Source organism: Effusibacillus lacus (assembly GCF_002335525.1).
GTDB classification, from domain to species: Bacteria; Bacillota; Bacilli; order Tumebacillales; family Effusibacillaceae; genus Effusibacillus; species Effusibacillus lacus.
This window is the reverse complement of sequence record NZ_BDUF01000046.1, coordinates 1-14114: the sequence shown is the minus strand read 5'-3', so window position 1 is coordinate 14114 and position 14114 is coordinate 1. Positions and strand designations below refer to the sequence as shown.

The 14114-nt window shown below is 48.7% G+C and carries 19 protein-coding genes; 4 read left to right on the top strand and 15 right to left on the bottom strand.

What is annotated here, in order from left to right:
- From EFBL_RS21160 to EFBL_RS08740, 3 genes are all read right to left on the bottom strand, one after another.
- A partial coding sequence (locus EFBL_RS21160; protein WP_231705734.1) for an ABC transporter permease subunit occupies positions 1-595 on the bottom strand: 595 nt, incomplete at its 3' end.
- A gap of 70 nt (positions 596-665) precedes the next feature.
- Positions 666-2078: an extracellular solute-binding protein gene (locus EFBL_RS08745; RefSeq protein WP_096181764.1), complete on the bottom strand. Its 1413-nt coding sequence runs from the start codon at positions 2076-2078 to the stop codon at positions 666-668.
- Position 2079: 1 nt separating this feature from the next.
- Complete coding sequence (locus tag EFBL_RS08740) at positions 2080-3120, bottom strand: LacI family DNA-binding transcriptional regulator (protein ID WP_096181763.1); 1041 nt, start codon at positions 3118-3120, stop codon at positions 2080-2082.
- A 566-nt stretch (positions 3121-3686) separates the two neighbouring features.
- Between EFBL_RS08740 and ymfI the strand changes: the two genes are divergently transcribed.
- Entirely contained in the window at positions 3687-4445 is a 759-nt protein-coding gene (gene ymfI, locus EFBL_RS08735; protein ID WP_231705733.1) for an elongation factor P 5-aminopentanone reductase, read from the top strand.
- A gap of 67 nt (positions 4446-4512) precedes the next feature.
- Here the strand turns inward: ymfI and EFBL_RS08730 are convergent, their stop codons facing one another.
- Positions 4513-4983, bottom strand: a complete 471-nt coding sequence (locus tag EFBL_RS08730; RefSeq protein WP_096181761.1) for a hypothetical protein — start codon at positions 4981-4983, stop codon at positions 4513-4515.
- A 60-nt stretch (positions 4984-5043) separates the two neighbouring features.
- Positions 5044-5499, bottom strand: a complete 456-nt coding sequence (locus tag EFBL_RS08725) for a pyridoxamine 5'-phosphate oxidase family protein (RefSeq protein WP_096181760.1) — start codon at positions 5497-5499, stop codon at positions 5044-5046.
- A 151-nt stretch (positions 5500-5650) separates the two neighbouring features.
- Between EFBL_RS08725 and EFBL_RS20530 the strand changes: the two genes are divergently transcribed.
- Positions 5651-5824: a hypothetical protein gene (locus tag EFBL_RS20530; RefSeq protein WP_165912735.1), complete on the top strand. Its 174-nt coding sequence runs from the start codon at positions 5651-5653 to the stop codon at positions 5822-5824.
- A 79-nt stretch (positions 5825-5903) separates the two neighbouring features.
- Here the strand turns inward: EFBL_RS20530 and typA are convergent, their stop codons facing one another.
- The 6 genes from typA to EFBL_RS08695 form a co-directional block, all read right to left on the bottom strand.
- Complete coding sequence (typA, locus tag EFBL_RS08720; protein ID WP_096181759.1) at positions 5904-7739, bottom strand: translational GTPase TypA; 1836 nt, start codon at positions 7737-7739, stop codon at positions 5904-5906.
- Between the two features lie 70 nt (positions 7740-7809).
- The gene (locus EFBL_RS08715; RefSeq protein WP_096181758.1) at positions 7810-8316 is read right to left on the bottom strand and encodes a hypothetical protein; all 507 of its coding nucleotides are present in this window, start codon (positions 8314-8316) and stop codon (positions 7810-7812) included.
- 3 nt (positions 8317-8319) lie between these two features.
- The gene (locus tag EFBL_RS08710; RefSeq protein ID WP_096181757.1) at positions 8320-8754 is read right to left on the bottom strand and encodes a DUF188 domain-containing protein; all 435 of its coding nucleotides are present in this window, start codon (positions 8752-8754) and stop codon (positions 8320-8322) included.
- Between the two features lie 98 nt (positions 8755-8852).
- Positions 8853-9095 carry a hypothetical protein gene (locus EFBL_RS08705; protein WP_096181756.1) on the bottom strand — a complete coding sequence of 81 codons (243 nt, stop codon included), beginning with the start codon at positions 9093-9095 and terminating at the stop codon, positions 8853-8855.
- A 69-nt stretch (positions 9096-9164) separates the two neighbouring features.
- On the bottom strand, positions 9165-9512 hold the full coding sequence (locus tag EFBL_RS08700; protein WP_096181755.1) for a hypothetical protein: 348 nt from the start codon (positions 9510-9512) through the stop codon (positions 9165-9167).
- Positions 9513-9530: 18 nt separating this feature from the next.
- The gene (locus tag EFBL_RS08695) at positions 9531-9692 is read right to left on the bottom strand and encodes an aspartyl-phosphate phosphatase Spo0E family protein (RefSeq protein WP_096181754.1); all 162 of its coding nucleotides are present in this window, start codon (positions 9690-9692) and stop codon (positions 9531-9533) included.
- Between the two features lie 223 nt (positions 9693-9915).
- Here EFBL_RS08695 and EFBL_RS08690 point away from each other — a divergent pair, with 223 nt between their 5' ends.
- Positions 9916-10362 (top strand): N-acetyltransferase, encoded by a 447-nt coding sequence (locus EFBL_RS08690; protein ID WP_096181753.1) that lies wholly within the window; start codon positions 9916-9918, stop codon positions 10360-10362.
- A 39-nt stretch (positions 10363-10401) separates the two neighbouring features.
- Positions 10402-10596 (top strand): DUF896 domain-containing protein, encoded by a 195-nt coding sequence (locus EFBL_RS08685; protein WP_096181752.1) that lies wholly within the window; start codon positions 10402-10404, stop codon positions 10594-10596.
- Positions 10597-10634: 38 nt separating this feature from the next.
- Here EFBL_RS08685 and EFBL_RS08680 read toward each other — a convergent pair whose 3' ends face one another.
- The 4 genes from EFBL_RS08680 to EFBL_RS08670 all read right to left on the bottom strand — a co-directional run bounded on the left by EFBL_RS08680 (position 10635) and on the right by EFBL_RS08670 (position 13921).
- The gene (locus EFBL_RS08680) at positions 10635-11249 is read right to left on the bottom strand and encodes an RsfA family transcriptional regulator (RefSeq protein ID WP_096181751.1); all 615 of its coding nucleotides are present in this window, start codon (positions 11247-11249) and stop codon (positions 10635-10637) included.
- A gap of 121 nt (positions 11250-11370) precedes the next feature.
- Positions 11371-11511, bottom strand: a complete 141-nt coding sequence (locus EFBL_RS20915) for a hypothetical protein (RefSeq protein ID WP_165912736.1) — start codon at positions 11509-11511, stop codon at positions 11371-11373.
- A gap of 56 nt (positions 11512-11567) precedes the next feature.
- Positions 11568-12758, bottom strand: coding sequence for a tRNA uracil 4-sulfurtransferase ThiI (thiI, locus tag EFBL_RS08675; protein ID WP_096181750.1), 1191 nt, complete (start codon positions 12756-12758; stop codon positions 11568-11570).
- Between the two features lie 5 nt (positions 12759-12763).
- Positions 12764-13921, bottom strand: a complete 1158-nt coding sequence (locus tag EFBL_RS08670) for a cysteine desulfurase family protein (protein ID WP_096181749.1) — start codon at positions 13919-13921, stop codon at positions 12764-12766.
- Positions 13922-14114 lie beyond the last annotated feature (193 nt).

Genomic DNA, 14114 nt, shown 5'->3' with positions numbered 1-14114 from the left:
CTGCACCGTCAATCCGTGCCGCTTCATACAAAGAGGGATTGATCGCCACAATTGCGGCCAGGTAGAGAATGCAGTTGTACCCCATATCCTTCCAGATCGCGGTTAGAATCATGGTCGGTCGTGCATAATCTTCCTGTGTCAAAAAATGGACCGGTTGCTTTCCGAACCACTTCATCAACTCGTTAACCAACCCGCCATCCGGAGAAAGGATGTAAATCCAGATTCCTCCGACCACTACCCATGAGAACAAGTGAGGCATGTAAATGACCGTCTGCGTGAACTTCTTGAAGGAAACTCGCACTAATTCGTTCAGTGATAATGCAACCAGAACAGGCAGGAAGAAACCGGCAGCCAGTATTCCGCCTCCGATGAACAGGGTATTTTTCATGGCCTGCCAGAACATCGGATCCTGAAGCACGGTCGCATAATTATCGAATCCCACAAAAGGACGGTCTCCAATCACACGGAAATCCTGCATGCTGATAACGAATCCTCGAATCAGCGGATAGTAGGAAAAAAGAAGAAAGTATATAAATACGGGAAGCATCATGATATAGAGAGACCCGTATTTTTTCACTGCTTTTAACTTCCTCAATGCTTTCCACACCTTTTAGTCATTTTGCCATTAAAGAAAAAGGGGGGAGCGATCTCCCCATCTCTCACTGTTAATCAATCAGCTTGGCGGCTTTCAGTTCTTCCTGCATTTTCTGTACTGCCTCTTTCGCAGGCATTTGTCCTGTCATGGCCTTGAAAGCATAGTTCTGAACAATTTTCTCGGCTGCAGGCCAGTCTTTGGTAGCCACTTCAATGGTCGCCTTATTATCGAGAATGATCTTCTGGGCTTCCTTCACTCCCGGCAGCATGCCAAACGGATTCTGCCAGGTGGTGGTGTTTGGGATTACTACACCATGGTCCATGTTATGTTTCTTGCCTTCTTCGGTTAACTCATACTTTCCGTCTTTCATGATGTAGTCATGACCTTCGATTCCCAAGGTACTCAGGATGTTCCCCTCTTTGGAATGCCAGAATTCAAGGAACTTCATAGCGGTTTCCGGATGGAGAGCGTTCTTCGGAATTGCCCAGAGGCTGGGGTCGCCACGACGAAGCATAATTTTGCCGTCTGAACCTACTGCACCCGGAATCCCTTTGGCAACAAACTTGGTGTTGGGATCATCCTTCTGACGGATATTGTTAAACATTCCGACCCAAGCGTCCCAATACGTAACCATACCCACACGGTCCGTCAGGAACAACTCACGCATTTTCTTGGTATCGTTGGTGGCAAAGTTCGGATCTAGAATTCCTTCTTTATACAATTTGGCGAACCACTCGTAAACAGGAACCGCTTGTTCAGAAGCGTACGGGATAGTCCGCTTGCCGTCTTTGTCGATTACATACTTGTATTTTGCGCCCGCTGCACTCATAAAGCCCTGGATGTCATAGAGACCTGCAGTCGACAACCCATAGGTGTCATTCTTTCCGTTGCCATCCGGGTCTTTCTCTTTGAAGGCTTTTAACACCTGGTAGAAATCATCCAACGTCTTGGGATGCTCGAGATTCAGTTTCTTCATCCAGTCTTCACGGACAATCGGCAGGGTACCTCCTTCGAACTTGTTAAATACCCCATAGATACTTCCGTCTTTATAACGGATCATGTCCCATTCTTCCGACGGAATTACTTTCGGATCCGACAGTACGGGAGATTTCTTAATTTTCTCTGTGAGGTTCATTAGTACGCCCTGTTCGACCAGGATGTCCATTTTGTCTTTCGTCAGGTAAACCAGATCGTATTTCTCTCCAGAAGACATCGCTGCCAATAGCTTCTGGTCGTAATCGGAAGGAGGCTTAACCAGTTCTGCCTTAATTCCTGTTAATCGTTCAATTTCTTTCTCAAACAACTTGTTTTCTTCCGGTGTTTTTCCACCTACCACGTTTGTAAGGATACGAATGGTCTTTTCTTCCTGTTTTGCTTCGGACTGGGTTGTTGCAGACTGGTTGCTGCTGCAGGCAGTCAAAGCCAATGAAGATGCAAGAACCAACGGGAGTACCCGTCCCATTCTTTTTGTGATAAGTCTCATGTTATGCCTCCTTGGATGTATGTAACCTTGTGTTACTGCAGGAACCCCGCAGTACCATCTCAGATGCGATTACTACCTTTTGTACACTTTGCTGTTTGGAAGCCAATTGATCGAGCAACAGTCTTGCCGCTTCGCTTCCCAGCTCTTCCGCGTTTAGGCGGACACTGCTGAGGGGCGGTGAGAATTCCGGACTGAACACGGAGTCGTCGCTAAATGCAAACACCGAAAGATCCTGCGGAATTATATAGCCCAGTTCTTCTGCCGCTCGATACACGCCGAGAGCCATTTTGTCGGTATCAGTTATGACTGCCGTAATAGAAGTTTCATGAGATAATAGCCGTTTGGCAGTCTCATAACCGAAATCGACAGAGGTTAAAGATTCTTCCTTAAATAGAATCAAAGATCCGCAGCCAGACAATCCGGCCTTATCGATCGCCATTCGATACCCTTTTGCACGATCCTGGGCTACGGTGCGCTGTTCGGGGGCATTGAGAAACAGGATGCGTTTATGTCCCAAACCTATAAGATACTCCGTGACCTCGATGGCGCTTTTTACATTGTCGTTGTCTACGAATGCGATCTGGGAGTCGAAACCTTCAGGAGGTCGTCCAATTACGACCATCGGGAGTCCCCGATTCACCCGTTCCTCAATTCTCGGGTCATCGAGAGAAGGGTCAAGAAGGATTTCCCCGTCTACAGGATCAGATACCAGATGTTCGACTCTGTTTTGGTACTCGCTGGACAGCGTATTGACCAGCAATCGATAGCCTCTTTCATAACAAACCTTGAGTACTCCGTTTAACAGAGACATATGAAAGTGGCTGAACTTCACTTTTTCCCCCGGCATATTCAAACCAATGATGCGTGTTTCTTTGATCGCCAGGGTTCTTGCCCAGTAGTTCGGTTTATAGTTCAGCCGGCGGGCCACTTCAAGAACCCGTTCTGTCACCTCCTTGCTGATCGGACGTTTTTTGCTGAAAACATTGGACACAGTACCCTTTGATACACCTGCAGCTTTTGCGACATCGTCGATTGTGGCCAAGCAACTCAACTCCTGATTCTTATATTAAACCGGTTTAATTAATTTGTTATTGTGAAACAGTTAACTTTTTGTAAATCAGAACTGGATAGGCTTCTAGAATGCCAACATCGCGATTCTTGTGGTGATTTGAAAAAGTCAAGTGATTATTTGTTCTGTTTTGATGAAAAAAAAAGCAGCACACCAGAGAGAAAACTTAGATGGCTACCAGTTTATGGGGCAAACTGCATAAGTCCTGTAATAATAATATTTCCATCAATATAAGTATCTACGTCGTTTGCGTTTGAGTTCACCAATCAAACCTCCATCTATCTTAACCTAATGCATTTCATATGTTTTTTGTTTTTACTTCAGTCCTTTCCGATCTCTTATGCAATACTTTGGATACCCTCATGTTTGCGAATCACCTAATTCGTATAGTAACCAAGTGTTCATTGGATCTGCGAACCTAGGTTCGTTAACATTACCTATAGTATAACAAACGGATGCCTTAAACTGGATTCTTCTTTGTCCTGCTGCAAAGTTGGTGTACTATGAAAGTAGCATATTCGGAAAAAAGGGGATTCACATTGAACGAAATTCATCGCCCGCTTGCGGGACAAGTGGCCATTGTAACGGGGGCCTCCAGAGGCATCGGACGTGCCATCGCCAAAGAACTGGCCCGACTCGGTGCCGCAGTGGCGGTCAACTACATCTATTCAAAGGAGTATGCGGAAGAAGTGGCGGCGGGGTGTGAAGCTGCAGGCGGCAAATCCCTGCCTGTACAGGCGGATGTGACCAAACCGGAGGATGTGTCCCGGCTGGTTGAAACGACCTCCCTCTACCTCGGCAATCCCGATATTCTGGTCAACAATGCCGGGGTCGCGAGCCACAGTCTGCTGCTGGACACTACCGAATATGAGTGGGACCAGGTCATGTCCGCGAATCTCAAGGCTCCTTTTCTTTGTACAAAAGCGGTTCTTCCGCACATGATCCGGAAAAAATACGGCCGGATCATCAATATGTCGTCCATCTGGGGAATCGCCGGTGGATCGGGGGAAGTGGCCTATTCGGCCGCCAAAGGAGGCCTCATCTCGTTTACGAAGGCATTGGCCAAGGAAATGGGCCCCTCCGGCATCACGGTCAACGCCGTTGCACCCGGAGTCGTGGAAACCGATATGCTGGCACAGCTTACCCAGGAGGACCGACGGATGCTTTCGGAAGAGACCCCCGTCGGCAGGCTTGGAACACCCGAAGACATTGCCGGCGTAGTGGGTTTCCTGGCCCTTCCTTCGTCCGGGTTTATTACCGGGCAAGTCATATCTCCAAACGGCGGATTCGTAACTTGAAAAAGTTGCAGCAACAAAAAAGCTGGCTGCAGGAAAACGGCCTTATAGCCATTCCCTGCAACCAGCTTTAGTAGTTGTGGTTGTCATTCTTGATCATGAAAAAGGAACACCGCCGGTGATCCCACGCCTGTTCGGCGACATCGGTGGTGAAGTACCCCCGGGAGACATACTTGTAAAGGTCTGGCAGGCTCGTAATCGGGATCAGTACCCGATTGAGCTTGCCAAGCCCCCACTCTCCCGAGTCCTCATCAACCTTAACCTTTCCTGCATAGGCAAGGTTAAATCGCTCTGATAGGTCATCCCCGACAAAGGTCTCGATGACCGCAGCATACCTGTAGGCGGTATCGACAAACAGCATGTGACGGGTTTCCTGACCTTCCGCTTTCACCTGTCTTAGAACCTCAAGGGCAGTAGCCATTTTTTCTGCTGTTTCCGCCTGCTTGAACTGCTGATACGCTTCGGTGATGTCCTTTCCTGTGGAATCAAATACTTTCCCGTTTTTCATTGTTAATGGAAAGAGAAATGGTTTCTCCAACAAGTGAATCCCCCCTGCCGGTCCGCCCCCACGGCCCGGTTCTTGCAAGAGTTTTATTATCCATTATCCCTTTTTTAACGCAGTATAAACTTCCGTATCATATTTTTCCGCCAATTTCGGGTCATAGGTTTTCACGTATTTGGGTTCTGCCGACAGTTTGGCTCCATAGAACATGACATCCCGGACTTCATCCACTGTGATGTCGACTTTGATCATGTTGAGAGCGACTCCCTCGAGCCTTTCCGTGTCCGCTTTCGCCACCCCGCTGATGGAATAGCAGGAATCCGGTCCGGGAATCGCTACCGAGACCCGGCCGTCCTTGTTAATATTGGAAACCACGCGGGAACGCGGATCGATGGCAAACCGGATCAGCTTGGGGTTTACCGCGAGCAGCCAGGATATGGCCGCCACATTGGGGGCCCCTGTTTCATGGTCCGTGGTATGCAGAAAGACCAATTTTTCACCTTGCAAAAAATCAACAAGTTCCTGCGACAATTCAGTTACAACTTTTTCCGCCATAGAAATCCCCTTTCCAACCCAAGCAAATTTTTCCCTATTATACCACAATCGAGCCGGATGCCACTGTCGAATGACGGGAAAATGCCTGAAGAACTCCCCGGGAATGCTCAAGGAATTTTTGGGAAATCTACAATTCGAAAGGAGAGATATCATGAATGTTTCGGAACGGCCTGCCCTGCAGTCCTCTATGCCTGACGATCACCTGATGGCAGCCCGATTGGCGGAAGACAGCTGGTTGGAAGAGCAAAGTCTGCGGTCCCAGTCTGCTTCAGAAGGTGAATCAGGGGAACAGGACGACCTTGGGAGCAACGTGTTATTCGTATGAAGAAAGCCACCTGGCGACGTGCAAAGGCACATCAGGGGTGGCTTTTGTTTAAGGTGGCTTCGTCCGCAATCAGGCGGTATTAAGCCTGACTCGCATATGCTTTCTGCTTCTCGTAACGGTCGCGTTCGTTCTTCTTCAAGTATTTCTTGCGCAAACGAACCGATTGCGGCGTGATTTCACAATACTCATCATCGTTCAGGTATTCCAGCGACTGCTCCAAAGACATGATGCGCGGTGTCTTCAACTTCGTGGTTTCCTCTTTCGTGGCGGAACGCACGTTGGTTGCGGCCTTCACCTTTGTCACATTGACAGTCAGGTCGTTGTCCCGGTTATGTTCCCCCACAATCATGCCTTCATAGACTTCCGTTCCCGGTTTGATGAACATCACACCCCGGTCTTCCAGCCCTTCAATCGCATAAGTGGTGGCGGTACCCGATTCGTTGGCGATCAGAACACCCTGCCGGCGGCCTTCGATTTCACCGCGGTAAGGTTGATAAGAGTCGAAACTGTGGTTCATGATGCCATATCCCCGTGTCTCTGTCAGAAACTCGGTCCGGAAACCAATCAGGCCGCGGGCGGGAATAAGAAATTCCAGACGTACCGTGCCGGTTCCGTTGTTGATCATGTTGGTCATGTCCGCTTTCCGGGCACCCAACCGCTCAATTACGGCACCCATGTATTCTTCCGGGACATCGATCACCAGATGTTCAAAAGGTTCCATCTTGACGCCGTCTTCTTCCCGAATGATGACCTGCGGCTTGGATACTTGCAGTTCATAGCCTTCCCGGCGCATGGTTTCAATCAAAATGGACAGATGAAGCTCACCGCGTCCGGATACTATAAACGCGTCAGGAGAGTCTGTTTCTTCCACACGCAATGACACGTCCGTTTCCAGTTCGGCCATGAGGCGATCCTTCAGCTTGCGGGCGGTTACATGCTTGCCCTCTCTGCCGGCAAAGGGCGAATCGTTCACAAGGAACGTCATCTGCAGGGTGGGTTCGTCAATTCGAAGCAGCGGCAATGCTTCCGGCTGTTCGGGGTCGGCAACCGTTTCGCCGACGTTGATATCCCCAAGTCCCGCAATCGCAATAATGTCCCCGGCTTGGGCACTCTCCACCTCGACACGGTTCAGCCCGATAAATCCGTAAAGTTTGGTTACCCTGGACTTCTGGATGGTTCCGTCCACCTTCATGACGGCGACCTGGGAGTTCAGTTTGATTTCCCCGCGTTGAATCCGCCCGATGCCGATTCGACCCAGGTAATCGTTATAGTCCAACAATGTAACCTGAAACTGGAGCGGCTCCGTTGGGTCTCCTTTTGGCGCCGGCATGTGCTCAATAATCGCTTCGTACAACACCTTCATGTCATTGGTTTTCTGCCCGGGGTCTTTTGTAGCAAAGCCGTGCAGAGCCGAAGCGTAAATGACAGGGAAGTCCAATTGGTCGTCGTTGGCGCCCAGTTCGATGAACAACTCGAGCACTTCATCCACAACTTCGTGGGGGCGTGCGTTGGGACGGTCAATTTTGTTGAGGACGACAATGGGAACGAGATTCTGTTCCAAAGCTTTGCGCAGAACGAAGCGGGTCTGCGGCATGCAGCCTTCAAATGCGTCTACCACCAGCAGAACGCCATCCACCATTTTCATGATGCGTTCCACTTCGCCGCCAAAATCGGCGTGTCCGGGCGTATCCACGATGTTGATGGTGTACCCGTTATATTGAATTGCCGTGTTTTTGGCCAAAATGGTGATTCCGCGCTCCCGTTCCAGATCGTTGGAATCCATTACCCGTTCTTCCACATATTCGTTTTCCCGAAAAATCCCCGACTGCTGCAGCAGTTTATCCACCAAGGTCGTCTTCCCGTGGTCGACATGGGCGATGATGGCTATGTTTCGCAATTTATCTTGGTGAGTCATGACATTCCTCCTATTTGATCACACAAAAACCATCATACCATAACCGAACCGGTTTTATGTTTATAATTCGTTAAATTCCAAAGAAACGGAGTGCTGACGGTTCCAGTTTGGGTGACATTTGGTAGATCACAGAAACCTGGTGCTGCAAAATGAATTCCAAATGATAAGCGCATTCTTCCACAGTGCCCTGCAAAACCAGAACATGATTCCGGTACACCTCTTCCAGAAAGAATCCGCTGACCGTATTTTCCCCGATCAGGATGATCGGAACCACCCGTTTGAACTTGGAATGCACAAGGTTCCTCTTGGCTTGTATTAAATCATCCACCAAGGCTCCCGGAAGAGGATCCAATTGATATTTTTCAACAGTTTTGACCAAATAAATCACATCGTCCGCTTCTATGTAAAGATCCGCCTTGAGACCTTCCGGTTCGGACAGAAGCTTGTCCTTTTCGAGCTTGCAATCCATATCAACCAAAGCTCTGTATATACTCTCTTTCAGCGCAGGCGAACGGAAATACTCCAGCATTTGCGACATCAAGCCCATATCCGGCAACCCCTCCATCAAACTTGCCATCTATTATAACACTCCCAAGGACCTCTTCAACCCCGCTTCAAAGGCGGCATCGTCCGCTGCGGTTCGCTTCTTCGGGCCTCTTGTCCGCCCCCCGCCCCGTCGAATCCTGGCTGAACGTTCCCGTACTTCCAACAGAATCGACATATCGTGATCCACATATTCCTTACCGTTTATTCCCAGTACTTTGCACTTCTTGCCCAAGGCGATGGCGGCCAATCCGATGTCCTGTGTGATTACCAAGTCCCCCGCGTGACACCGGTTTATAATCTCCATGTCTGTGGATTGGGACTGATCGTCGACCATAATATGGGTTTCCCCCGGGATCTCATGGTGGTAATTCGACACTGACCAACATTTGATGCCCAAGCGGGCTGCATATTCCCGTGTGATTCTGACAACTTCCCGCGGACATCCATCCGCATCAATCCAGATCTCCACAACCCCCCGCTCCTTTGCTTGCCTTTAAATTTCTTTAAGTGTAACAAGAAACAACAACCGCTGCCATCCGGCAGCGGTTGAAGTTTGAACACATTTTGTCAATACATAATAATCGCAAAGGCCGCCCAAAAAGCTGCAGCAATTGCGGCCCCGACCAGTGCAGCCAACAGAAATCCCTTGCCATATCGTCCGAACAGCCCCCGAAGGAAGCCCATTGACCACGGAGCTTTCACATCCGGATAAGCGGCATGATATTCTTCTTCGATTGGAGTAAATTGCTTGTGCAAACGCCGCTGTTCCTCACGTTCCTTGGTGTCTTCCAACTTCCTGTCGTCATTCATGGGCCGAACCCCCTGTTGCGGTTTACACATAGTGTATCCCCGTGTTTAGGTGTTCATGCCGGGTGGTTCTTACTCATGATTGGTAATTCTAAGCAACAGCCTGTAATCCAAACTTTGCATCTCCAAGGCATCGTCCAGAATATTTACTTCCACATCGTCCGGATCAACCGGAAGCGACAATGAAGGCACTTCTTCCTCAAAATCAGACGGGTGAAACAGAAATTCAAGGGCAATTACCCGTTCTGCTTCCCCTTCCACAATGTCGCACATATCATACCTGGCCTGAAATTGTGCCAATACAACGGTGTCCTCAGCAATAGGGTTGTCCCATTCAAGCCTGCACCAAACGGTTGAATCCTGCAAAAAATCATCAAGAAAAGAAACAAGATCTTCCAAGCTGTTGATTGAGTCGTCCAATGTACTGCCTCCCGGATGTCATGAATTGTCCGCTATTTTATAGGATTGCACGATTAACCGGTCGAGTTGCTGACTCTTTTCAAGAACACCGGGGTCAAGCAGATCCCCTTTCTGACTGATTAACCGATGTAGTTCCATTCGCAGCTGGTCAATTTCACTCAGAATCGTATCATTCTTCATCTAATGCTTCAATCCCTTACCAGTTTGGAGTGTACTTTCAATTATACTGAACGGCTGAATCAGTGAATAGTCAGGAAAAAACATCATGATCTGACAAGAATCGCGTCAAATCTGGGTATAAATGCAGGATTATATCGAATGGACAGTCAGTTTCCTTTATATTTCGATTTCCTTTGTTTGTGTGTATAATAAATATAAAAACAGGTGGGAAAGGGGAGGAGCCATGTCTCAGGTACAAAAGCTCCGCATCAATTTCAAGACCCTGGAAGAGTTCAAGAAGTTCAGGGAAAACGGTCTGGAAGAACTTGCCATGCATGAAGAAATGCAATCGAAACTGATAGAAGAAACCAGTGAGTCTCCCTTCTATGGGATCTATGAAGACGGCAAACTGGTCGCCCGTATGAGTTTGTACAGAATCGAGGCAAAGTATGACCGTTATTTTGATCCGCCCCAAGATTATCATGAACTGTGGAAGCTGGAAGTCCTGCCGGGTTACAAGGGCAAAGGCTATGGTTCTGCGTTGGTGCGATACGCACAGTCCTTGGGATTGCCGATCAAAACCAATGTCCGGCTAGGCGCCCAGGAATTTTTCATTAGGCTCGGTTTTTCTCCGGTAAAATATGACCCCGCACGCGACCGGGGAGAAAATCCCTATGTTTGGAAGCCTTAACCATACCTGTATTTGACAGCCCTTGAAGGAGGATTCCGCTTGCTGTCTGCCGATAAAATTCAACGCATCAATGAACTGGCACAGAAAGCAAAAACCGTCGGCCTAACAGAGGACGAACGTTTGGAGCAGCAACAGTTGCGTCAACTGTATCTGGATTCGTTCCGGAGCGAATTTCGAAAGCAATTGGACAGTATCAAGTTTGTTGAAAACGGCAACATAACGAAACCCCATTGAATGCAGCAAGAGGCGCAGCTCCACCGGCGCCTCTTGCTTTATTCCATTCGTTCCAGATTGCCGTTTGTATCCATACGGAAGAAAGTGGCAGCTTGCATATCCTCAAGATCCCCGCTGAATAGCGTCAGTTTGCGGGCCCGCTCCATAATTTGAACCAGTGACCGGTAGTCCTTCTTGATGGAATCATGCTCCTGGCTTACTTTTTGCAATTGGGATTCCAATTTTTGGTTTGCCAAAAGGAGGTCCTGCAATTCTTTTTCACGATTGGCCAGTTCTTTCTCCAACTGCCGAACATGATTCAGGAGAGCAGAGTGTTCCTGTTTGACTCCTTTCAGAAACCGTAAAACATCATTCCAGGAGATTTGGGGTTCTTCAGCGGAAAGCTTGTCATGGAGAATCGCATCGAACCTTTTTTTCTTGTTATTCTTTAATTCTTTTCGTTTGCTTCTTGCCAGTTCAATCCCTGATTGATAGGATTTGCGAACACATGCATTCCACCGGTATCCGCAGGCTGCCGCCGTCCGTCCCAATCTTTCCGCACATTCGCCAAATGCCGCCAATTGGGTGCTGCCTTCTTGAATATGCCGCAGGATTATGTCAGCCAAGACTTTGTCGTCTTCTTCCGTCCAAGCATCCTGACGCATCGCTTTCATCCAGAATATACCCTCCCAAAGCATTTTTGCTATTATATGCAGATATAGAAAAAGATAGCCTAGATATGGTTATATCCAGATTCCGGCAAAAATAATCAGCCACCATTATCGGTGGCTGAAACTATGCAAGGTTCTTGATCATTCTTCTCAGAAACCGCATCGTGCGGCGTCTTTTCACCAATGTGCCTCTGATCGTCATTGCCAGCGGCAGCAATCGCAACAGGAATGTTGTCAGTCGGTAATATCTTGCCATTTTGACCAATCGGTCCCCACCCTTTCCAAGGATCTTTATGGATAGTGTGGCCGCATCTGTCTTTTCTATTCGGTCCTGCCGGTTTCCATTTCTTTGTAATAGATGACCGATTCCGTTTTGTCAATTGCTTCCTGCACAAGTGCTTCTATATCCAGATTCCGTTCGGCCTTTTCCGTTTCTTCAAGACGGGGACGGGTACGCGGAGATTTCGGCATAAAAATCGTACAGCAATCTTCATAGGGCAGGATTGAAATTTCATAGGTTTCCAACTCTTTGGCAATTCTGATGATGTCAACCTTGTCCATGGCTACAAGCGGACGCAGGATGGGGATGTTGGTAACATGATTGATGACATACATGCTCTCCAAGGTCTGACTGGCAACTTGCCCCAAACTTTCCCCTGTCACCAGAGCCAATGCTTTTCGACTGTGAGCAAGGCGATCTGCGATCCTGAGCATGAAGCGTCTCATTACGGTAATTGACAGTTCTTCCGGACAATGCTGACGAATGGCCTTCTGAATTTCCGTGAAGTGGACAACGTGCAGACGGACTCGACCGCTGAGCCCGGCCAGTTTCTTGGCCAGGTCTTCCACTTTTTTCCTTGCTCTGTCACTGGTAAACGGATAGGAGTGAAAATGAATGGCTTCAATTTCCAAGCCTCTTTTCATCGTCATCCAGCCTGCGACAGGGGAATCAATGCCCCCTGACAGCAGCAGCATGGCTTTGCCCGATGTTCCGATAGGCAAGCCTCCGGGACCCGGTATGACTTCCACATATAAGTAGGCGGCTTCCTCCCTGATTTCACAGGTAAATGTAAGTTCCGGATTATGCACATCCACTTTCAAGTCAGGAACATTGCGCAGAATGTGGGCTCCCAATTCCTTTGTCAATTCCGGAGAAGTAAGAGGGAACCGTTTGTCGGCTCTCCTGGCCTCTACCTTAAACCGGATGGGTGTCTGGACCACTTTGTTGAGCAAATCAACAGCCGCTTGTTTGATTTTATCAAGATTTTGTTCTACGGTAATTACCGGCGACATGGAAACAATCCCCGGAACCCAGCGAAGTTTGTCCACTACCTGTCGAAAGTCAGTTCCGTTCAGGTGGATTACCACTCTGCCTCCGATCCGGGTAATCTTGACCTTGTCAAATTCTTTTACCGCCCGCTGCATGTTCTCGACCAGTTTCTTTTCAAAATCGGACCGGTTTTTTCCTTTAATCGAGATTTCCCCATAGCGGGCTATCAGCAATGAATACATGGATGTTACCTCCGTGTAAGCAGGCGCAGATCCCCGACAATTCGGGCCAGGGCGCTTACAGTATGCTCAATGTCCTGTTCGGTGGTATCCGACGACAAGGACAGCCGGATCGCCCCCTCCAACCGTTGTTGGGAGAGTCCCATCGCCTTAAGAACGTGACTGTAGATTTTCTCTCTGGAAGAACACGCCGATCCCGTCGACACAAACACACCTTCCATTTCCAACGCGTGTACAAGCACTTCCCCCTTGACGCCCGGAAATGAAACATTGACTATATGGGGCGCGGCATGATCAACAGAGGTATTGATATGTACATCCTGAATGGTAGTTTGAAGCGATTCTGCCAGTCTGTTGCGCAACGCCTCCATTTTGGAACGATTGGTTTCCAAAAAGGGAAACACCGTTTTGACAGCTGCGCCAAACCCGGCTATACCCGGGACGTTTTCCGTTCCCGAGCGGAGTCCTTTCTCTTGGCCGCCGCCAAAAACCAGGGGAATCAATTCGATCCCCTCCCGTACATACAGCGCTCCTGTCCCTTTGGGTCCGTGCAGTTTATGGGCAGATACGGTCAACATGTCGATCTTGTCATCTTTGACCCGAATCGGAATTTTCCCGTAGGCTTGTACCGCATCCGTATGAAAAATCGTCTTGGGTCTTGACGATAACAGGGTGCCAATTTTTTTAATGGGCTGAATTGCGCCTGTCTCGTTGTTGACATACATGATGGAAACCAGGATGGTCTCATCGCTCAATGCTTTTTCAACATCTTCCACCCTAACTCTTCCGGTCTCGTCCACTGGCAGGTAGGTAATGCGGAAACCTTCTCCTTCCAAGTGTTTCATAGCGTCCAGGACGCAAGCATGTTCAATGGAACTGGTTATGATATGATTGCCGCGTTGCCGGTACCGGCGGGCAGCTCCCAGGATCGCAAGATTGTTGGCCTCCGTCCCGCCTGATGTGAAAATTACTTCGGATGATCTGGCGCCCAGCGTCCTGGCTATCTCCTCCCTCACCCGGTCGACTCGCTCTTCGGCTTCGAGCCCTTTTCTATGCAAGGAGGACGGATTCCCGTAATACCGGGTCAATGCATCTGTCATCTCTTCCAGCACTTCCCGATAAGGACGTGTCGTGGCGCTGTTATCCAGATAAATCTCCCGTGTCACGCAGCATCCTTCCTTTCCGATTTCCGATTAGTATCCCCTTGAATCCATTCCAACATTATAGCCTTGGTCGTGCAAAGCCACAAGGCATATTTTACAGGCTGTAGTTGTTCTGTGATATTGTCACCCTGTAACTCGTCTGTGAAAATGTCACCATGGGACAGGAGACGATTACACTGACAACAACAGAATTAAA